The organism is Gammaproteobacteria bacterium (assembly GCA_041395725.1).
Lineage (GTDB): Bacteria > Pseudomonadota > Gammaproteobacteria > Pseudomonadales > Pseudohongiellaceae > NORP240.
The window spans coordinates 2935176-2954466 of record JAWKZW010000001.1 but is presented as its reverse complement, the minus strand read 5'-3'; the positions used below and the strand labels follow the sequence as shown (position 1 = coordinate 2954466).

General features: G+C 56.3%; 19 protein-coding genes. 9 read left to right on the top strand and 10 right to left on the bottom strand.

The window, feature by feature from the left end:
• The first annotated feature begins 78 nt into the window (after positions 1–78).
• The gene (locus R3F50_12950) at positions 79–1644 is read left to right on the top strand and encodes an acetolactate synthase large subunit (GenBank protein MEZ5491210.1); all 1566 of its coding nucleotides are present in this window, start codon (positions 79–81) and stop codon (positions 1642–1644) included.
• 253 nt (positions 1645–1897) lie between these two features.
• Here R3F50_12950 and R3F50_12945 read toward each other — a convergent pair whose 3' ends face one another.
• The 4 genes from R3F50_12945 to R3F50_12930 are packed head-to-tail and all read right to left on the bottom strand — an operon-like array spanning position 1898 to position 4945.
• Positions 1898–2365 carry a GNAT family N-acetyltransferase gene (locus tag R3F50_12945; GenBank protein ID MEZ5491209.1) on the bottom strand — a complete coding sequence of 156 codons (468 nt, stop codon included), beginning with the start codon at positions 2363–2365 and terminating at the stop codon, positions 1898–1900.
• Positions 2366–2378: 13 nt separating this feature from the next.
• Positions 2379–2984: a LysE family translocator gene (locus tag R3F50_12940; protein MEZ5491208.1), complete on the bottom strand. Its 606-nt coding sequence runs from the start codon at positions 2982–2984 to the stop codon at positions 2379–2381.
• Positions 2981–3397, bottom strand: a complete 417-nt coding sequence (locus tag R3F50_12935) for a cupin domain-containing protein (GenBank protein MEZ5491207.1) — start codon at positions 3395–3397, stop codon at positions 2981–2983. The genes R3F50_12940 and R3F50_12935 overlap by 4 nt, the downstream gene beginning before the upstream one ends.
• Positions 3398–3415: 18 nt before the next feature.
• Positions 3416–4945, bottom strand: a complete 1530-nt coding sequence (locus tag R3F50_12930; GenBank protein MEZ5491206.1) for a sodium:solute symporter family protein — start codon at positions 4943–4945, stop codon at positions 3416–3418.
• Positions 4946–5227: 282 nt separating this feature from the next.
• On the opposite strand from R3F50_12930, the gene R3F50_12925 reads away from it, so the two are divergent.
• Positions 5228–6259, top strand: a complete 1032-nt coding sequence (locus tag R3F50_12925; protein ID MEZ5491205.1) for an amidohydrolase family protein — start codon at positions 5228–5230, stop codon at positions 6257–6259.
• On the opposite strand, the gene R3F50_12920 is transcribed toward R3F50_12925, so the two are convergent.
• From R3F50_12920 to R3F50_12910, 3 genes are all read right to left on the bottom strand, one after another.
• A complete protein-coding gene (locus R3F50_12920; GenBank protein MEZ5491204.1) occupies positions 6241–6681 on the bottom strand; it encodes a PaaI family thioesterase in 441 nt (146 codons plus the stop codon). The two genes, R3F50_12925 and R3F50_12920, sit on opposite strands and share 19 nt — an antisense overlap.
• A gap of 31 nt (positions 6682–6712) precedes the next feature.
• On the bottom strand, positions 6713–7255 hold the full coding sequence (locus R3F50_12915; GenBank protein ID MEZ5491203.1) for an N-acetyltransferase family protein: 543 nt from the start codon (positions 7253–7255) through the stop codon (positions 6713–6715).
• A 63-nt stretch (positions 7256–7318) separates the two neighbouring features.
• Entirely contained in the window at positions 7319–8398 is a 1080-nt protein-coding gene (locus tag R3F50_12910) for a patatin-like phospholipase family protein (protein ID MEZ5491202.1), read from the bottom strand.
• A gap of 104 nt (positions 8399–8502) precedes the next feature.
• On the opposite strand from R3F50_12910, the gene R3F50_12905 reads away from it, so the two are divergent.
• Both R3F50_12905 and nhaD read left to right on the top strand, forming a co-directional pair.
• Positions 8503–9687 carry an MFS transporter gene (locus tag R3F50_12905; protein MEZ5491201.1) on the top strand — a complete coding sequence of 395 codons (1185 nt, stop codon included), beginning with the start codon at positions 8503–8505 and terminating at the stop codon, positions 9685–9687.
• Positions 9688–9868: 181 nt separating this feature from the next.
• Positions 9869–11302, top strand: a complete 1434-nt coding sequence (nhaD, locus tag R3F50_12900) for a sodium:proton antiporter NhaD (protein ID MEZ5491200.1) — start codon at positions 9869–9871, stop codon at positions 11300–11302.
• Between the two features lie 91 nt (positions 11303–11393).
• On the opposite strand, the gene R3F50_12895 is transcribed toward nhaD, so the two are convergent.
• Positions 11394–11990 (bottom strand): cytochrome b, encoded by a 597-nt coding sequence (locus R3F50_12895; protein MEZ5491199.1) that lies wholly within the window; start codon positions 11988–11990, stop codon positions 11394–11396.
• 279 nt (positions 11991–12269) lie between these two features.
• Here R3F50_12895 and R3F50_12890 point away from each other — a divergent pair, with 279 nt between their 5' ends.
• Entirely contained in the window at positions 12270–12812 is a 543-nt protein-coding gene (locus tag R3F50_12890) for a CDP-alcohol phosphatidyltransferase family protein (protein MEZ5491198.1), read from the top strand.
• 18 nt (positions 12813–12830) lie between these two features.
• Complete coding sequence (locus R3F50_12885) at positions 12831–13373, top strand: CDP-archaeol synthase (GenBank protein ID MEZ5491197.1); 543 nt, start codon at positions 12831–12833, stop codon at positions 13371–13373.
• A 26-nt stretch (positions 13374–13399) separates the two neighbouring features.
• Here the strand turns inward: R3F50_12885 and R3F50_12880 are convergent, their stop codons facing one another.
• The gene (locus R3F50_12880; protein MEZ5491196.1) at positions 13400–13567 is read right to left on the bottom strand and encodes a hypothetical protein; all 168 of its coding nucleotides are present in this window, start codon (positions 13565–13567) and stop codon (positions 13400–13402) included.
• 192 nt (positions 13568–13759) lie between these two features.
• On the opposite strand from R3F50_12880, the gene selD reads away from it, so the two are divergent.
• From selD to R3F50_12865, 3 genes are all read left to right on the top strand, one after another.
• Positions 13760–16045: a selenide, water dikinase SelD gene (gene selD, locus R3F50_12875; GenBank protein ID MEZ5491195.1), complete on the top strand. Its 2286-nt coding sequence runs from the start codon at positions 13760–13762 to the stop codon at positions 16043–16045.
• Positions 16046–16119: 74 nt separating this feature from the next.
• Entirely contained in the window at positions 16120–16857 is a 738-nt protein-coding gene (locus R3F50_12870; protein MEZ5491194.1) for a tetratricopeptide repeat protein, read from the top strand.
• Between the two features lie 125 nt (positions 16858–16982).
• Complete coding sequence (locus R3F50_12865; protein ID MEZ5491193.1) at positions 16983–17744, top strand: class I SAM-dependent methyltransferase; 762 nt, start codon at positions 16983–16985, stop codon at positions 17742–17744.
• A gap of 847 nt (positions 17745–18591) precedes the next feature.
• Here R3F50_12865 and R3F50_12860 read toward each other — a convergent pair.
• Positions 18592–19128 carry a hypothetical protein gene (locus tag R3F50_12860; protein ID MEZ5491192.1) on the bottom strand — a complete coding sequence of 179 codons (537 nt, stop codon included), beginning with the start codon at positions 19126–19128 and terminating at the stop codon, positions 18592–18594.
• Positions 19129–19291: the final 163 nt, after the last annotated feature.

Here is a 19291-nt window from a genome sequence, read left to right as displayed (position 1 = left end):
ATTAACAGGCTGTTGAAAACCCTGGTGAGCGCAGCCGGCAACCAACTGACAAATATTTGCACACAAGGATAGACAACCATGAACGGTGCCCATGCACTCATAGAAACTCTCGCCAATTGTGGTGTAGAACTTTGTATCGCCAATCCCGGTACGTCAGAAATGCATCTGGTCCAGGGTCTCGATTCCGTGCCGAAAATTCGCTCGGTACTGGCGCTGTTTGAGGGGGTCTGCACCGGCGCAGCGGATGGCTATGGGCGTATGACCGGCAAACCGGCTGCCACCCTGCTGCACCTGGGTCCAGGCCTGGCAAACGGTATTGCCAATCTCCACAACGCCCGCAAGGCCCGATCGCCAATTATCAATATTGTCGGCAACCATCCCAATTACCATGTGGGCTACGATGCGCCACTCACCTCGGACATTGACACGCTGGCGCGCAATGTTGCCAGCTGGATCAAATCGACCAGCACCGCAGACACGCTGGCCGGAGACGGCGCCGATGCCTACACAGCGACTCTGCGCCAGACGCCTGACTCCCAGGGACAGATAGCCACGCTCATCATGGGCGCAGATGCCGCCTGGGGCGAGTCCCGCGGTCCGGCGCAGCCGAACCCGCTACCGTCCCGTGCCCTGGTGGAAGAAGCGGCAATCGAGACAATCGCGCGGTTATTGGCGGACGGTTCGAAAACCGCCCTGCTCCTGGAACACCATGCCCTGGAACCAGCAGCTCTTGAGGCCGCCAGCCGCATTGCCGCAAAAACGGGCTGTCGACTGCTGACAGGGACTTTCCCAGCCCGTATCGATGGCGGCCCAGGCCGGGTCGCCGTAGAACGACTGCCCTATTTTCCCGAGCAGATCCTGGCCACTCTTGACGGCACCCGGAACCTGGTGCTCGTCAATGGTCACATACCCGCCAGCTTTTTTGCCTACCAGGGCATCCCCAGCCAATTGATCCCGCCTGGCTGTCAGGTACAGCGGCTTTCCCGGGTAGAAGAAAACGCTATCGACGCCCTGCAGCGCCTGGCTGAACGCGTGGGCGCCACCGATGCCACGGTTACCCGCTTCGAAAAGAAGGACATCCCGCAGCCCACAGGTGAACTGTCCAACAAGAGCATTATTCAGGCCTTTGCCTCGACGATGCCGGAAGACATTATTGTGTGTACTGATTCGGGCGGCGGCAATGCCGCCTACCCGTTCTGCCAGAACTCGGTGCCACACAGCTGGCTGAGCCTGACCGGAGGCTCCATAGGCCAGGGCGGTCCAGTCGCCACGGGAGCCGCGCTGGCCTGCCCCGATCGACGGGTCGTAGCCCTGCTTGGCGATGGCGGAGCGGCGTACACGATCCAGTGCCTTTGGACCCAGGCACGGGAAAATCTTGATGTGACAACGGTGATCTTCGCCAACAACTCCTACAACATCCTCAACGTGGAATACGCCCGCCTGGGTGTGGAAAACATGGGTGCGATTGCCGCCAGTCTGTTCGACATCAGCAATCCGACCATCGGCTGGGTCGACCTGGCCAGAAGCTTTGGCGTGCCCGGGGCGGTGGCAGAGACCGCCGAACAACTGTGTCAACTGCTGGAACAAAGCTACCAGACACCTGGCCCCTTTCTGATTCAGGCTAACGGGGAATTGCAGCGCTGAGAAAGTCAGGGAATTTCTGATCAAGCCACACAGCGCTGGGGCCTTCAGAAAAGTCTGCCGGCGAGGCGCATTGCCGCCCGCAGGCGTTGGCCTGTCAAGGCACTGCACAGAAGCCACCGGGCCTGTTTAAGGCTCCTCCGGGTGGGGCCTCTCGGTTTCGTTGCTTCGTTGCTTCGTTGCTTCGTTGCTTCGTTGCTTCGTTGCTTCGTTGCTTCGTTGCTTCGTTGCTTCGTTGCTTCGTTGCCACAGATTGTCAGGCAAGCGACTTGACCATCACCAGGGTTTTATCACCTTTATAGGTCAGGCGGTCGATCGGCTTCCAGCCCAGTTCTGCATACAACCCACCAGTCATATTCACCGTCTGCAGATAGAGCTGCGCTATCCCGCGCTGCCTGGCAAGTTCAACCACTCTGCCGGCCAGCCGGGCGGCGACCCCCTGCCCCCGGTAATCCGACTTCACATACACACTACCCAGCCAGTGCTGGTAATCGGGGTAGATTTCCCGCATTTCATACTCTTTAAGGGCCGCCGTTCCGATCGGCTTACCGTCCTGCATGGCAAGTATATTCACTGGTAGATCATCTCCACCCAGGGTCACCATGAAGTTCCGCGTAAACGCCTCCAGATCCCCCATTCGATCTCCCCAGATTTCCTGCCACCAGTCGACGACCATCCTTACATCCTGGGGGCGGTCGGCTAGCAGTTCGAATGAGAGGGACATGGTGAGGATGAAGTCAGGCCTGACGGGCGGACGCGAGCAATGCGCCGGCACCCAGGTAGGTGAGACCGGACACGCGCCCGAGGGAGCGGGACTGAGCCAGCTGTGTATAACGCTCGCCAAGATGCCCGGCCAACAGAGCATAGATGGAGTCCAGGCTCATTGCCAGAATCCAGAACAGCGCCGAGAGAAAAGCGATCTGTGGCAGGTAGTCTGCACCTGGGTCTGTGAACTGAGGCAGAAACGCCGCGAAAAACAGGATGGTCTTCGGGTTCGTCAGTGAAATCCAGAAGCCGCGACCAAATGTCATTGCTGCTGAGACACTCTCGACTGTCTCAGCAGGTTTTGCAAGCAGCTTACCGATCCCCAGGTACACCAGGTAGCCAACACCCAGCCACTTCAACCACAGCAATCCACGAGCCAGTGAATTAACCAGCAAACCTGTACCCAACGCGGCAACAAGGAGCTGGAACAGCATGGCGACACTGGTTCCAGCCACTGTCTGCAGGCCACTTTTAACGCCCCTGGCAAGGCTGGTGCCGACAATAACCAGAACATTGGGGCCAGGCATCACAATTATTGTCAGGGATGCCAGAACAAAGGTGATAAATTCGAGATTCACGTCTGCACTCTGGGTTCGTGGCAGGTATCCGGGCACGGCGTAATATAAATCGCCGTCAGAGTCTCTCTGATGTCTGCTGTATGCCAGACGCCCGGGGGATTGATAACGACGTCACCGGCTCGCACAGGCATTTCAATTATCCGGCCATTTAATTTTTGGAAAAATGTCCCACTGCCGGATATCACAATCACAAGTTCGTGCCCTGCTGGATGGCTCTCCCAATGACTCCAGTTAGCGTCACTGGTTTCCTGCATTACCAGCAGGCCACTGTCTTCTTTGCAGTAGTGATTCAGGTAGGATTCAAAATCCTCTGGTTTGAAGCCAAACTGCTGCAAAGGAATGGCAACGCTGTTGCCACCCGCATCTTTGCCCAGGTGCACAGGGGTCTTATCCAGCCTTACCGGTTCGTCCATGACTTTCTGCTCCAGGGATCAGGCCCTGGCACTCTTGAGTGCTACGTAAAAACCGTCCGCCATAGTGTCCTGTTCCGGTCGCAGCAGGCTGACCAGAGGTATCACCACCAGAGGTACCAGGGTGGCAGCGAATGTCGGATCGCGCCACTCCCCGAGAGACTGGCAAAGCTCATACCAGAACTGCGCGAAACCGCCGGCGTTGGCATTCTCCGCTCCCTCGAACAGAGTATTCAGCCCCCAATGCAGCAGGCCTCCTCCATAACCGGTTACCATGCCCCAGAAGACACCCCGCTCGGTAGTGCCCCGCCAGTAAAAGATATAGCCGATGGCGATGGCCGGCGGCACAACCATGGCAAAGCCCAGCAGCAGCAATTGCAGAACCGAAGAAATGTCCGCCTTCCAGGCGATTGTCGTTGCCACCAGGCCGTACACTACAGTGGTGATCTTGTAGGCTCGCAGGCGCTTTTCCTGGGAGTAATTTTTGGATGCCGGGATCCAGTCGTTCACGAACAGGGTGGCACTGCCCAGCAGAATCGGCGCACCGGAGGAGATCAACGCGCCCAGAATTGCCGCCAGGGCAATGCCGCCAATGATCGGGCCTACATCGGTGGCAAGCTGAGTGATATTCCGATAGCTGCTGATTCCGCTTTCAGGTCCGTATTCCGCCAGCGTACCAATTCCGATAAACCCGGCCAGAAACGGCATTACGGCAGCCATGGTGCCGGCTAACAGGAAACCGGGAATCAGCAGGTTTTCGTGGCGCGCCGAGGTGGAGTAGTTGCAGTAAACCGACGCAGCGGGAGTGTGCAGCGTGGCAGAGAAAAACAGCGCGATAATGCTGGCCCAGCCGATACCGGTAAAACTCCACCAGGACGGTTGGCTGATATTGTTTGCCACCAGCGCTGCATCCGCCTGCGCCATCATGCTGGACCAGCCACCCATGTTCTGCATGGCGAACAGCCCTACCAGAGCCAGGCCGCCGATGGTGACCGCGCAATGAATGATGTTGGTGATCCCGGTACCTTTCAGCCCGCCGGTGGCGGTGAAGGTAAAGATCACGATGCCGCCGATGAAGACACAGATGCCGAATGGCAGTCCGGTGACGCCACTGATGATGGAGCCGATGACAAACGGCTCAATGATGTTGACGATCAGGTATTCAGTCTGTACACACAATGACGACAGCCACTGACAGCGCTTGGAACCGAACCGTAAATCAAATACCTGGCCGGCACTGGCCAGCTTCAGTCGCCGGTAGGGAACCGCAAAAAAAATGCCCACCAGCGCCAGTGCCGCGAAAGAGTTGACACCATACCAGAGATTGCCCAGTCCGCCGGTTACCACGTCCCCGGCCACACCATAGGTGCCTGCGCCGCCAATACGGGTACCTGCCACACCGGCCGCCAGCATCCACAACCCCAGTGTCCCGCCGCCGGTCGCCCAGTCGTCTGAATTGCGGTTGCGGCGGTTAAGAAAAAGTCCAAACAGCGTGAAGCCGGCCAGATAGGTAACAATTACGGTCGTTGAAATTATCGCGGTACTGTCCACAAATCCCCCTCGATTACCGGTTTCTGCTGCTTAAATCCGGGGCTCTGCACTGAGTCTTTGCAGGGTCACCCGCTCGCCCGCCGGGCAAGTCCGCTGGCGCTGAAGCCCGGCGGCTGTTGGCGACCGGTTGACATGCATCAATTCGATTTGACCAGGCGCTGGCCATACTACACCATTTGAACAGCCTCGGACACATGAGACCAGGCAGGCTTTGTGCCCGCCGTCCGGCCGTGTACCGGCAACTCGCCGGGTCCAGAAAATAACAGCGAAGAGCCAATAACTATGCCTGCATTACCTCCGGTGTCTCCCCAATGGCTGGCCCAGGTGCGCGAAGAAATTCTGGATCCCCAGCGCCCGATCATCGACCCCCACCACCACCTGTGGAAACGCGGTCTGGGCTTTGATTACATGCTCGACGAGTTATGGCAGGACACCGGCTCCGGACATAACATCACCCGGACTGTCTTTATGGAGTGCCATGCTTTCTATGACCGGGATGCACCGCGACACCTGCAGTCCCTTGGAGAAACCAGAACCATCGCCGAACTGGCCCGGCAAAGTGCCGCAAACACCGAAGGTAAACCGCCTGTCGCGGCACTGGTCGGCCATGTGGATCTCTCCATGGCCGGCGAGTCGAAAGCTCTGTTACAAGAAGTGATCGCCCAACACCGCGAAGCGGGTCAGGGCTACCTGCGGGGTTTCCGCCAGGCCGGCGCGCACGATAAAAATGCCGACAAGCTTTTCATTTCCCCCAGGGGGCCGTCCTATCTTTACGGTCAGGAGCCTTTTCGCCAGGGACTTAGAGTACTCGCTGAGCAGGAGCTGACCTACGATACCTGGCACTATCACCATCAGAACCAGGATTTCTGCGAACTGGCCCAGGCAATACCCGAGTGCACCATGGTGCTGGACCACTTTGGTACTCCCCTGGGCGTCGGTGTTTACGCGGGCTGCCGCGATGAAATCTTTCAACAATGGAAGCAGGATATCAAGGCCATCTCCCGTTGCCCTAACGTCTACGCCAAACTGGGCGGCCTTGCCATGCCGGACAATGGATTCGGCTGGCACACGCGCGATCTGCCGCCCGACTCGGATGAATTCGTGAGCAGGCAGCAGCGCTACTACCTGCATACCATCGAATGCTTTGGGCCCCAGCGCTGCATGTTTGAAAGCAATTTCCCGGTCGATCGCTATTCGATTTCCTACCCGGTACTGTGGAATGGATTCAAGAAGCTGGTGGCTGATTTCACCGAAGCTGACAAGCACGCCCTGTTTTACGGCACTGCTGCCAGGGTTTACCGGTTGGAGGACTGATCTGCCGCCGGCCGCAGCAGCTTGATGACACCACTGCAACTCAGAATAACATTGCCGTCCACCACCAGTTCGCCGCGAGTGAAGACCAGGGAACGGCCGCGTCTGACCACCTCACCGCGCCCCAGCACCAGATCGCCCTTGTGGGCCGGGGCCACAAATTCGTTGTTACAGGTCACCGTGGCGACACTCTGCTCCGCCCCACCATTGGCTGCCAGGCACAGCGTATAATCGGCAAAGGTCATCATGACGCCCCCGTGCAGGGAGTTGTGGGCATTACAGTGCCGCTCATCGACGCGAAACGCGGTATGTAGGACACCCCCCTCCAGCCGGAAGAAGAAAGGACCAAGAAAATCTTCGGCGCGATCACCGTGCCAGTGCCGGTAATCGGCGGGAATGTCGTAAGCTTCCGGTTTGAATTTCATAATACTCCTCTTTACCGCGTCACGGTGATTGTTACCCAGCCTTTGACTGATCAGCGTTTTCCGAGCCCAGCAGCAGCTGCCAATGCCCGACGTCAATCCAGCGATCGAATTTGCGGCCAACCTGTTGCAAGTGGCCCGCTTTTTCAAACCCCAGTTTTTCGTGCAATCCGACACTCCTGTCATTGGGCAGGGCAATTATCGCAATCAGCAGGTGTGCCGGTGTCGCCCGCAACCGGTCAATCAGGGCCTCATAGAGGCGCGTGCCCAGCCCCTTACCCTGCGCCTCCCGATCAAGATAAATAGTAGTTTCTACGCTGTAGCGATAGGCTGACCTGCTGCGGAATGTCCCCGCATAGGCAAAACCAAGCACCCTGCCACCCTGCTCCAGCACAATCCAGGGGTGTTGCGCTGTACCGAGTCGCTGCCCCATGGCCGCTTCGCTGACCGGCTGCTCTTCAAAGGTAATCGGTGTATTGTCCACGTACCAGTTGTAAATCCTGGCTATGTCCAGGGCATCGGCCGGCATGGCAGCGCGGATAATCGGGTCGGAAGTTTGACTGGAGGAGGGCAACATGGACGGGGCTCGGCTGACTGCTGATTTCAATTCCGGGAAGGTTTCTGATTCCAGTAACAGGCTCTAGGGAACCTTGCTGTCGGGATCAAACGGCAGCATCGTGTCCAGGCCTGCGCCAGTGTTCACCAGCCCGGCAAATTCCTCCGCCAGGCGTTCACTCTCTTTCAATACTGTCTGCCAGTACCTGACCCTGCTGTCGTAATCCATCGTCCTGAAATCCTGCCGATCCGGTATCTTGCCATAAGGCAGCGCCGCAACAAACTCCCGTGACGGGACGACCAGCAGCACATTGTCGTAGTATCGCCTCACCACCTTCCGCCAGGGCAGGCGTTTGTCGAACCAGCCGGGCACGACACGGGAATAGAAGTGCGGGTAAAGCACCAGTCCGTCATTGACATGAAAGGGGACATCGAAGTGATAATCGGTTATGCCGCCATCCACATAGAGACCCGGCGGACCACCGGCAATATCCCGCACACCCTCCAGGGCGAAGGGTATCGACCCGCTGGCGATGAGCGCATCGAAAACGTTGTGCCCGGTCAGCTTGACATCCAGTGTCCGAATGTCGACAAGGCTGGTCAGCTCGCAGGCATGGGCATGATTATTAAAGACCACCCGGTCAAAATACCACTTCAGCGTGCGCCGGCTGGCCAGATTGGAGACTGCGGCGACTGCCAGACCTGCACCCAGCAGCAAACGGTTGTCAGCACCCAGAAAACCGCGACACCGATCCGCGATGATGTGGGTTTTGATCCTGGTGTTCTGCACCAGCTGTGTGCCACCATCGGGGCCCAGCACCCGATGCAGCATGGCGCGGGCCTTGGCGGTGACTTCTTTGACGGTCGGATGCGCAGAATATTGCTCGGCACTGTACAGGGATGCCAACCGGTCCAGGCTGGCTACCGGCTCCGCAGTCCCCAGGCAGGCAAGACGCCAGGCGCCGGCAGACGAACCAATGGTTGCCAGCGCATCCTTGCGGCCAGCAAAAAAATCACCGAACAGATAACGATCCAGACCGTACAGGACGAACCATTTCGGACCACCGGAGGCGCCGGCCATAACCTTGAACTGCTCCGGCTGCAGCCCGTTGGCCTGAAGCTGGCGCATGGCTCTGGGCCCGGCATAGAGTGAGAGGGCTTTCATAACGGCTATGATATACTTTCGTCATTCGCCAGGCACGGTCTCGTGGCGTCAATCTGGCACCGACTACCCTGCACTCGCCGACGCGGGTTGAACCCGGATTTTCAATGGAAACCGTCAGCCACATCCTGAGTCAACGTAAAACCCTGCTCTTTCTGCTCGCCATCGGTAACGCAATCGCCTTCTCCACCTGGCAGGTGTTACTGAACAACTACGTGGTTGAGCAGGCCGCTTTCAGTGGCGAGCAGATCGGTATCCTGCAAAGCCTGCGGGAAGTGCCCGGCTTCCTGGCCTTCACCGCGGTGTGGGTACTGCTGTTCATACGGCAGCAGAATTTTGCCATCCTGTCCCTGGTCACCCTCGGAGTGGGCACGGCGATAACCGCCTTCTTCCCCCAGGCCCTGTGGCTGTATTTCGCCACCGTGCTTATGTCAGTCGGCTTCCACTATCTGGAGACCCTGCAGAATTCACTCAGCCTGCAGTGGCTTGAGCACAAGGAGGCACCGCAGGTCATCGGGCAGATCCTGAGTGCTCGCAGCTTCACCAGCCTGGTCGTGCTGGGCTTCCTTTATCTGTACTTCCTGATGTTCGAGCCCAACTACCTGGCTATCTACCTGCTGGCGGGCAGCGTCTGCATAGCCATCGGCTTGTGTTGCTGGCTGCTAATGCCTCGCTTTGAAGACACAGTTATCCAGCACCGGCACCTGTTTCTGCGGCAGAAATACTGGCTGTATTACCTGCTGACCTTTTTGTCCGGTGCCCGGCGCCAGATATTCGTTGTTTTCGCCGGCTTTCTGCTGGTCGAGAAATTTGGCTTCCCCATTGAGAATGTCGTATTGCTGACATTGGTCAACGCCGCCCTGACCACCTGGCTGGCCCCCAAAATAGGCCGCCTGATCTCTCTGGTGGGCGAACGTCGCGCCCTGACCCTGGAATACCTGGGCCTGATCGTTATCTTCGTCAGTTATGCCTTCGTCAACAGCGTTGCCATCGCCGTCATGCTGTATCTGCTGGATCATCTGTTTTTCGCCATGGCAATCGCCATCAAGACTTATTTTCAGAAAATCGCCGACCCGGCGGACATCGCGTCAACCTCGGGCATCAGCTTCACCATCAATCACATCGCCGCCGTGGTATTACCAGCCTCGCTAGGCCTGCTCTGGGTGATCAATCACAGCGCCGTGTTCCTTATCGGTGCAGCGATAGCCTGTTGCTCTCTGATTCTGAGCCAGTTGATTCCCGACCACCCGATACCGGGGATCGAAACCCGGATGCTGGCTCGCCAGGCGTGAAATCGGCACGTCACTGTGGCCTTGATGGGCAGGAAAATTGTTTCAGAGTGTCAGCAAACGGCTGTTTTACTTGCCTGCCGCGGCAAAAAAGTCTATTTTCCTGCATCCCCATCTGAGCGGAGAATCCCGTTCGTGGGAACCAGAAGCTTTCTAAAATCAAGAACCACAAGCGGAAAAAATCATGAGACCTATCTCCAGATCCCTTCTGTTACTCCCCCTGCTGTTGTTTGTTCCACTGATGGCCTTCGCCGCATCGAGTGGCGGAGAACACGGTGAACGACTTGACCTGACCAGCAGCTGGGTTGGATACACCGCCATCTTCCTGTTCATAGCGGCCTACTCGCTGGTGGTCCTGGAAGAGTTCACCGAGTTAAGGAAATCCAAGCCGGTCATGCTGGCAGCGGGCTTCATCTGGGGCATGATCGGCCTCGTCTATGCCCAGAACGGGATCGAACACACCACCGAGGAAGCAGTACGGGAATTCCTGGTGGAATTTGGTGAACTGTTCCTGTTCCTGCTGGCGGCCATGACCTACGTGAACGCCATGTCGGAGCGACGGGTCTTCGAAGGGCTGCGATCCTGGCTGATATCCCGGGGCTACGGATTCCGCAAACTGTTTCTGATCACCGGTGTCATCAGCTTCTTTCTGTCGCCGATTATAGATAACCTTACCACTGCCCTGGTCATGTGCGCCGTGGTGATGGCGGTCGGCAAGGGCAATGACCGCTTCATCGGACTGGGTTGTATCAACATCGTGATCGCAGCCAATGCCGGTGGGGCATTTTCACCTTTCGGTGATATCACCACCCTGATGGTCTGGCAGTCCGGCATGGTGGATTTTCTTACCTTCTTCTCCTTGTTTATTCCGTCGATAGTCAACTACCTCGTTCCCGCCGCGGTGATGTATTTCGCCGTACCAGACGAAATACCCCACGTGGAAGATGAAGCCGTCCGTATCAAGCGCGGCGCCACCGTTATCATATTCCTTTTCGCCTGCACCATTGTAACTGCCGTCAGTTTCCACAACTTTCTAGGGCTGCCGCCGTTCCTTGGCATGATGACAGGCCTGGGTTACCTGAAGATTTTCGGTTACTACCTGTCCAAAACCCACAAGCCCCATCCGAATGATGATGCCGAGTACGGCCAGGTAGGCGATGTTGGGGCGTTCGACAGCTTCAGGGCCGTGGCGCGCGCTGAATGGGACACGCTGCTGTTCTTCTTTGGAGTCATCATGTGTGTGGGCGGGCTGGGCTTTATCGGCTACCTGGCGCTGATCAGCGAGTGGATGTACATGGACCTCGGCCCCACCATTGCCAACTCACTGGTTGGCGTGCTGTCCGCGATTGTGGACAACATTCCGGTCATGGTGGCAGTTCTGCAGATGAATCCCTACATGAACGAGCAACAGTGGTTGCTGGTCACCCTGACCGCCGGGGTGGGAGGCAGCATGCTGTCTATAGGTTCGGCCGCCGGCGTCGCGCTGATGGGCCAGGCCCATGGCAAGTACACGTTTTTTGGCCACCTGAAGTGGACTCCGGTTATAGCCGCCGGCTACATTGCGAGCATTGTTGTCCACATGCTGATCAATGGCCGGTACGCCGAGATTTTTCACTGACCGGGAAATGCTCTGAAGGGCATTACTTGAGGAACAAAAAAAAGGGGGCCATAGGCCCCCTTTTTTATTGGCTGATCAGCAACTGGATTAATCAGCGGTTTCTCAACAGGAAACGGGGCAACATCCGAACCAGGGTGTTATCGCGAACCAGGTAGTGATGATAAAGCGCAGCCAACGCATGCAGAGCAATGAACAGATACCCGGAGGTCCCCAGCAACACATGCGCCTCTTCGGCGAACTCAGCCAGACTCTCGGATTCAGGCGCTATGGCGGGCAGGGGAAAAGCCCAGACGTTAATCGCAGCACCGTCGGCGCTCAGGTAAATCCATCCAAGCAGGGGCATGCCCAGCATCAAGACATACAAATACAGCCTCATCCAGTAGGTGAGCTTCATCTGCCATGCTGGCAGCGCCGGGACAATGACCGGAGCTGACTTGCGACGTATATTGAATAAGCGCAACAAAACTACCGGAATCAGCACGAATCCCAGATAGATATGCCAGTCTTCGGTTGCACCACGTAATGCATTGCCCCGTGGAATCATTTCATGAGCTTCTATCAAGGCATAAATGGCAGCGATGAGAAAGAGGGTCAGCCAATGTAATAGAATTGTAACCGACCCGTAACGGGAAGCAGGTGCCCCCGCAGGCTCAAGATTACCGCTTCCAGTTTTACTTCGAAAAATCATCTTTCTGCCCTCTATAGTTGGCTGACACCGTCAGCCGCACAATTTCAACCATCCACAATGCTCACTAAAGCTGAGTCATTTTATGGTAGCTTATCCCTTAACAGCATCAGGAACCGCTGCTTATTTAACCTGACGTTGTGTGGTAATTAATCAGAAATTCCTTAAGAATACATTAATACCTGTGATTCGCTGTATGGCGTGATACTACTGCCAGAATCGGTCGCCATTGCGGGTGAAGGACGGAATTACCGCCAAACAACCCAGCTGATCCTGAAAACCATGACCCAGCCAGCAACCAGCAATCTGACCAGGCACATTCCCAACGGAATCACGTCGATACGCATTGTTATTGCCGCGGTTTTCCCATTTTGCCCCGAACCGGCCCACCTGCCGCTGGTTCTGGCTGGTCTGGCCACTGAGTTTCTGGACGGTTTTGTGGCCAGGCTCTGTAACTGGACCAGTTACCTCGGGCAGGTGCTGGATCCCATTGCCGACAAGCTGTTTGTTCTCTCCATCAGCGTAACCTGGATCATGCTGGGCAAGATCACGCTCCTGCAGTGGCTGTTGTTTGCCCTGCGGGACTTCGGGGTGTTCTTTATCTTTCTGATATTGCTGGCGATCGGGCGCCTTCGCACCGTCAGATCTGTAAAGGCAAGGTTTCCCAGCAAATTGACCACCGCTTTTCAGTACCTGCTATTCCTGGTGGTGCTTTCAGGCAATTCACGATTCCTGATGCCGCTGGCCATCTTGACCGCCATCACCGGCCTGATTGCAACGCTTCAATACGCTTATCTGATCCGACTTGAACTGAAGAATCTCTGAGTTGCAGGGGTGGATAGGATGAATTTGTTATTGCAAGTAATCTGGTTCCTGATTCCCGCCGGGATAGCCAATCTGGTTCCACCGGTTGCTGCCAGAATACTGCCGCGCTGGGAGACTCCGATGGACTTTGGCCTGCACTGGCGCGGTCAGCAACTGCTTGGGTCCCATAAAACCCTGCGCGGTCTGCTGACCGGGACGTTGATGGCCACCGTAGCACACTTCTTTCAGGTGCTGCTGGCGAGGAACTTCAGCCGCCTGGACGAGTTGGCAATTTCGCCGTTGTTTTATGAATACTGGTGGCTGGGCGCCTGGTTGGGGTTTACCGCCCTGCTGGGAGATGCGATAAAAAGCATGATAAAACGCCAATTGCAGATTGCACCCGGCAGACCCTGGCTGCCCTGGGACAAGATCGACTGGGTCATTGGGTGCCTCGCTGGCAGCTGGCTCTTGCTGCCCCTGTCTCCAAGGTTTGCCGCCACGGCCATTCTGGGTGGACTGGTGCTTTCCTCGCTGGGACGAATAATAGGCTACTGGCTGCACATCAACGACAAGTGGCTGTAGGTCGCCCACAAGCCGCCCTGTAACCGTCAGCGCTTCCGCTCACCCAGCTTATGTTGTCGAGTCCCTCGATCCTCACGAATATCTTTGGAGGTCTTGTGCTTGCCATACTCCTTCTCAGGCTTACTGGAGGGATCATGCCGGTCAGCACCCAGCTTGTGACCCTGTTTGTCAGTTTTGCGTTTATCGTCGCTCATGTTTTACCCTCCACTCAGACCTGCCTATGTACCTGACTTGACACCTGCCTTTATAGCGTGGAGGAGGCCTGTGCGGATTGATGCCGGTCAATCAAAGAGCATTGTGGTAATTAATCACAGGCTCCTTAAATAGCGCATTCTGCCCCACAGATAAATAGGATACACTTCGACCATGCTCCAGGCAGTACCACAATGAAAAATTCCCCGGCAAGTTCTCCGGCAGTCAAGCGACTGATCCTGATCGGTGGCGGGCATAGCCATTTGAGTGTTCTGATGCATCTGGGCATGAAACCGGTGCCAGGCCTGGAAGTGGTCCTGATAACCCGCGATGTGCATACGCCGTACTCCGGCGCACTGCCCGGCTTTATTGCCGGCGTATACCAGCCCGATGACATCCATATCGACCTGCGGCCGCTGTGTCAGTTTGCCGGCGCCAAACTGATTCATGAAGAAGTTAACCGGCTTGACCTGGAAGGCAAACGGGTATTGTTCAGTAACCGCCCGCCTGCCAGGTTTGATCTGATCTCCCTGAATATCGGTTCGCGCCCCGACGCGGCAAAAATACCAGGTGCCGGCACGCATGCCATCGGTGTAAAGCCTATTGACCAGTTCCTGGCCAACTGGCAGCAGATAAAGCAGACCGCCCTGGAAAACATTCAGGCATCGAAATCCTATACCATTGCCATTGTCGGGGGTGGCCCTGCCAGCGTGGAGCTGGCTTTTTCCGCTCAGTTCGCGATACACAAGGCTGCCGGAATAAAGAAGGGCGACCCGTCCCCACTGATCATCAAACTCGTCACGGCAGATACCCAGCTGCTGAAATTCCACAATAATCGCGTCAAAGACTACACCCGGGCAGAACTGGAAGACCGCGGCGTAAAACTGTATTTCGATCACCGCGTAACAGAATTCGAGCCTAACACCATAATCTGTGACGGCAAGGACCCGGTAACAGCCGACACCATTGTCTACGCCACTGGGGCAGGTATCCCGCAATGGCCGGCTGACTGCGGCCTGGCAGTCACCGAAGATGGCTTCATCGCAGTCAATACCCGCCTCCAGAGTATCAGTCACCCGTTTGTGTTCGCCTGTGGTGATGCCGCTACTATAGAAGGTCATCCGCGACCGAAATCAGGCGTTTTTGCGGTTCGACAGGGAATGCCCCTCGCCCGCAACCTGATCCGCTTTGCCACCGGCAGGAAACTCGAGAAGTTTATTCCCCAGCGCCATGCGCTGGCCCTGATGTATACCGGGGATAACCGCGCAATTGCCTCCCGCCGCCAGTTGTTTTTCAGCGGCCGGTGGGTCTGGGCACTGAAGCACAAGATCGACATGGATTTTATGCGCAGGTTTTCCAAGTTTCCCGTTCCAGAACGGGAGCTGGAACTGAAACGCGGCCTGGCGGATCCCGAAACGGAAAAGGCGCTGCAGGACCACGCGATTCGATGTGCAGGCTGCGCAGCCAAGGTTGGCAGTAACACACTGCAATCTGTGCTGCAGCGCCTCCGGCCTCATACACAGCCTGATCTGGTTGGCGACCTTACCAGCGCTGAAGATGCAGCGCTGATTACCATCAGCAGCGACCGCACCCTGGTGCAGACTGTCGATTATTTTCCTGCCTTTATCAACGATCCCTGGCTGTTTGCCCGCATCGCCGTCAACCACTGCATCGGGGATATCTATGCCATGGGCGCCCGCCCTCATACGGCCCTGGCTATTGCCAGCATACCCTTTGCGGCCAGGATCATCATGCAGGAAACCCTGGATGAACTGATGGCCGGCTGCGTGATGGCCCTTAACGAACACGAGACTGCGCTGGCAGGCGGGCACTCAAATGAAGCCCGGGAGTTGGCCTTTGGATTGTCAGTTAATGGGTATGGGCACCCGGCCAGGCTGCTTTCCAAACGCGGTTGCCAGGCTGGAGACGCACTTATTTTATGCAAGCCGCTGGGAACTGGCACCCTGCTGGCTGCCGATATGCGCCTGCAGGCCAAGGGTCGCTGGATGGACAATGCCTTCGAACAGATGCTGGTATCCAACCGGGCAGCCGCCGATTGCTTCGTCAGCAGTGGCGCCAACGCCTGCACGGACATCACCGGCTTTGGCCTCGCAGGTCATCTGGCAGAAATGCTGAGCGGCGGAAACGTGAGCGCAACATTGGATCTGACAGCTCTGCCAGTGCTTGACGGCGCAACGGCTTGCCTGCAGAAACAGATTTTCAGTTCGCTGCACGAAGAAAACAGCCTGATCAAGCAGATCATGGAGTTCGCTGGCAAGAATGAACCCCAGCGCGGCAACGAGCCGCTGCTGGAATTACTGTTCGACCCCCAGACAGCCGGTGGTCTGCTGGCCAGTGTGCCCCGTTCCGAGGCTGACCGGTGCCTGCAGGCACTCAAGCAGCAGGGGTATGGATCAGCAAGCATAATCGGGGAAGTCACCCAGGCCGATGAAAACGGAACAACACTCAGGGTGGTCTAGGCGCTGCTTCTGTATTTTGGTTTATACTGCTGCCTGTGATAGCGGTGAGTAAAGAAACGACAAAGGGGAGAGCCATGAAGGCGACCAAGCCATGGACAGCCGGGCTGGTCCTGATCACCAGTCTGTGGATAGCCATTCCGCTGGCTGCGCAGGACGACAGTCCATCACTACAAGCCGTTTTGTCCCGCTATGCGGGTGCGACACGCAATGAGCCGACGGTGGACCGGGAACTGGCCCAGCGTCTGTTCCGGCGGGGTAACACCTACAGCAACCTGGAACGCTATGACCAGGCTATCGAGGAATTCAGGGAAAGCATAGCGGCAGATCCGAATTTTGCTGAGGCCTATCGAAACCTGGCCAACACCTATTATTTCCTTGAGCGTTACCGGGAGGCGAAACCTCTCTTTGCCCGCTACATTGCCCTGACCCTGGAGGAGGAGCCCAATACCGCGATTCGTGCCGCAATCTCCACCCTGGGTGAATTGGAACGACAAGACGGTAACTTCGAAGAGTCAATCGCTCTCGACCTTCGCTCTATCCAACTGGACCCGGACAACGACTCGCAGATTCACATCATGGGCAACACGTACAATAACCAGGGGGATACCGAAAAGGCGATTCTGATCTACCAGGCCGGTGTGCAGGCCCAGCCGGACAACGCCTTCTTCTACCGCACACTGGGCCGCTTTCTGGAGCAGGAAGGCCGGCTGTCAGAAGCCCTGGCGCAATATCAGATAGCCGCTGAACTGGAGCCGGAGTCGGATTTTTATGCCAATCTGGTGCAAAATCTGAGCGCCAGGCTGCAGCGCTGATACTCTGACCCTGACGGAGGCCACGTTCTGCCGCCAGTGAGGAAACCTTTGAGCGATTACCGCAAAGCCCTGTGGCAATCGGTCAGATTGTTGTTTCGAATACTTTAGAACAAAGAGTAACGCAGATGAGCAGATACCTTGTTCCTACTGCTGTCAGGAATTACCTGAAACGCCTGCTGGGCATTCAGTTTCTACTGGAACAGAATGAGCAACTCGCTCGCCGGGTAACACAACTGGAAAACAAGTTCTATGGCTCCCTCGACGAGCTGCAGAGGGACTCCAAGGCCCGCTGGAAAAACAGCAGACCGGATGAAATACTGACCTGGGGACGACAGATTCCCGGCACGGCCTTCGTGGAAAATGCCAGGGGCCATGACCTGTTCGGGCCGGAAAAAAGCATCCTCGAAATAGGCCCCGGCTACGGTCGTCTGCTGATCGCCATGCAGCAGGAAAATGTCCCCTTCAAGGATTACCTTGGCGTAGACCTGTCGGCCAATCAGGTCGCCTATCTCAGCGACAAATTCGCCAATGACAGGATTCATTTCCTGCTCGGTGACGCCGAATCCTTTACCCCGGACCAGCAGTTCGACTCGGCACTTTCCTCGCTCACCTTCAAACACCTATTTCCGTCTTTCAAGCCGGCCATCGACAACATAAGCAAATACCTGAAACCCGGAGGTCGACTCTGCATCGATTTTATCGAGGGGAACCGGCGCTTGTTCGAAGCAGACGGCGTGACCTTTGTACGCCACTACACCCGCGCAGAAATTACCGGAATTCTGGAATCCGCTGGATTTGATGAGGTGCTGTTCGATCAGGTTACGCACACGGAAGGCTTTACCCGCCTACTGGCACTGGCGCGGAAACCTGCTGGTTCGGCGGACTGATAGAGCGCGCACATCAAGGTGCTGACGCGTTGCCCATTACCCGGGCGGAATTCCGGCGTGAAAACCTTCGAACTGGCCAACCACAACGGCTCCACCCGATATTACCCAATACACTGCCTGACTGTGTCATCGGGTTAAGCTCACCGGGTTAAGCCAAGGAGCGTCTGCTTAATCGGGAAATCGAGGAAATACCGGCAAAGCGCGGCATCAGGATCAGCCGTTAACTCAACTAATCCTGGAGCAACAGATTTTAGAACGAGCACGGCCCAGGATCACACTGCTAGAACCGCAGTTTTGGCGACAAGCTCCACTGCAGCGAAGACAGTATAAAAACCCGGGCCGGCCAGCAGTGCTTTTAGAGAGCAGTCGAGCCGGGCGGAGAAGCTGTCGACGTTCAGTATTCAAAAAAGTGGATTTCTAACGGTGTAGACGGTTAACTTGCAAACACTCGGACAGCGGATCAACCAGCGGAGAATGGCAGCCTCGCGTCGAAAGAAGGGGGCACTGATAACTTAATAACTTAGCGTGCCGTGTCCACTGAAAAATATTTTCCTAAGCTATTAAATTGCCAGTGTCCCCTTCTTTCTGCAGCAACTCGTGGAGCTGCTCGACAGTTGGGGGCGCGTACGGCGAAAGCCAGTATCCGATTAAACGAGCTGCACCAGGCTACTGGTGACACGCACAACCAGACAACTCGATTACAGGGCGAGATGAATCTCATCTTTTCTGGCTTAGCCGTTGCGTTGTTTGCGGAAGGAGATTTCAATGGTTTCCAGGTGGCTATGTTATTGTCACAAACGCAAATGAACAGAGCCCGGTTCTGAAGATACCTTTTACAGTCGAGTCTTCAGCGATCCGCAACTTTCTCCTGGGCAATAGCTCGAGCTTTCCAGCTGGCATAGCGTCCCGCACAGTTTGCCGGTCCGAGTGTGGCAAGGAACGCATCGATAGGCTGTCTGATCGCTGGCACAGTGTCCAGCGCCTCCCACCAGGCACGACCGGCAGGCATGGAAAAAATGAACTCGAACCTGGAGCGAATCAGATTACCCTGCCAGGCGTCAGCCGGGTAAAGACCATTCTCCAGCAGGCGCATTCGACTGATTGTTTCCATGGTCTCGTTAAACACGAACTCGAGAATGATCAAGTCTTCCGTTGTCAGCTGCTCTGATCCTTCACAGGCTTTGGCCAGGACTACAGCAGGATTTTCCCCTGCCTGCATCAGAGTGCTCTGCCTGTTGGCTATGGTTCCTTCACTGAACATCTCCAGGCGCACCAGCTCCCGGTTCTGTTGCAGCTCCCAAATCACAAATCCAACTCCTGCCAGCACGGAAACCATAGTGACCAAGTGTACGATGGTATTGATCTGAACGTCGGAAAGTTTCATTGTTTTGTTTCAGCTCTTTTACGCGAGATTATTAGCGCTGTTGTCAAAAAATCACGGACAATACCAGGACGCTATTGACCTTTAAAGTTTACCGTGCATCTAACGGTGACCGGCAGGTCACAGGCCTTAGCCAGAATACCCCTGTGGCGGCCATCCTACTGCG

Coding starts and splice junctions, on each gene's coding strand:
- R3F50_12950 (MEZ5491210.1), top strand. CDS start 79: ATGAACGGTGCCCATGCACTCATAGAAACTCTCGCCAATTGTGGTGTA.
- R3F50_12945 (MEZ5491209.1), bottom strand. CDS start 2,365: ATGTCCCTCTCATTCGAACTGCTAGCCGACCGCCCCCAGGATGTAAGG.
- R3F50_12935 (MEZ5491207.1), bottom strand. CDS start 3,397: ATGGACGAACCGGTAAGGCTGGATAAGACCCCTGTGCACCTGGGCAAA.
- R3F50_12925 (MEZ5491205.1), top strand. CDS start 5,228: ATGCCTGCATTACCTCCGGTGTCTCCCCAATGGCTGGCCCAGGTGCGC.
- R3F50_12920 (MEZ5491204.1), bottom strand. CDS start 6,681: ATGAAATTCAAACCGGAAGCTTACGACATTCCCGCCGATTACCGGCAC.
- R3F50_12915 (MEZ5491203.1), bottom strand. CDS start 7,255: ATGTTGCCCTCCTCCAGTCAAACTTCCGACCCGATTATCCGCGCTGCC.
- R3F50_12910 (MEZ5491202.1), bottom strand. CDS start 8,398: ATGAAAGCCCTCTCACTCTATGCCGGGCCCAGAGCCATGCGCCAGCTT.
- R3F50_12905 (MEZ5491201.1), top strand. CDS start 8,503: ATGGAAACCGTCAGCCACATCCTGAGTCAACGTAAAACCCTGCTCTTT.
- nhaD (MEZ5491200.1), top strand. CDS start 9,869: ATGAGACCTATCTCCAGATCCCTTCTGTTACTCCCCCTGCTGTTGTTT.
- R3F50_12895 (MEZ5491199.1), bottom strand. CDS start 11,990: ATGATTTTTCGAAGTAAAACTGGAAGCGGTAATCTTGAGCCTGCGGGG.
- R3F50_12890 (MEZ5491198.1), top strand. CDS start 12,270: ATGACCCAGCCAGCAACCAGCAATCTGACCAGGCACATTCCCAACGGA.
- R3F50_12885 (MEZ5491197.1), top strand. CDS start 12,831: ATGAATTTGTTATTGCAAGTAATCTGGTTCCTGATTCCCGCCGGGATA.
- R3F50_12880 (MEZ5491196.1), bottom strand. CDS start 13,567: ATGAGCGACGATAAACGCAAAACTGACAAACAGGGTCACAAGCTGGGT.
- selD (MEZ5491195.1), top strand. CDS start 13,760: ATGAAAAATTCCCCGGCAAGTTCTCCGGCAGTCAAGCGACTGATCCTG.
- R3F50_12870 (MEZ5491194.1), top strand. CDS start 16,120: ATGAAGGCGACCAAGCCATGGACAGCCGGGCTGGTCCTGATCACCAGT.
- R3F50_12865 (MEZ5491193.1), top strand. CDS start 16,983: ATGAGCAGATACCTTGTTCCTACTGCTGTCAGGAATTACCTGAAACGC.
- R3F50_12860 (MEZ5491192.1), bottom strand. CDS start 19,128: ATGAAACTTTCCGACGTTCAGATCAATACCATCGTACACTTGGTCACT.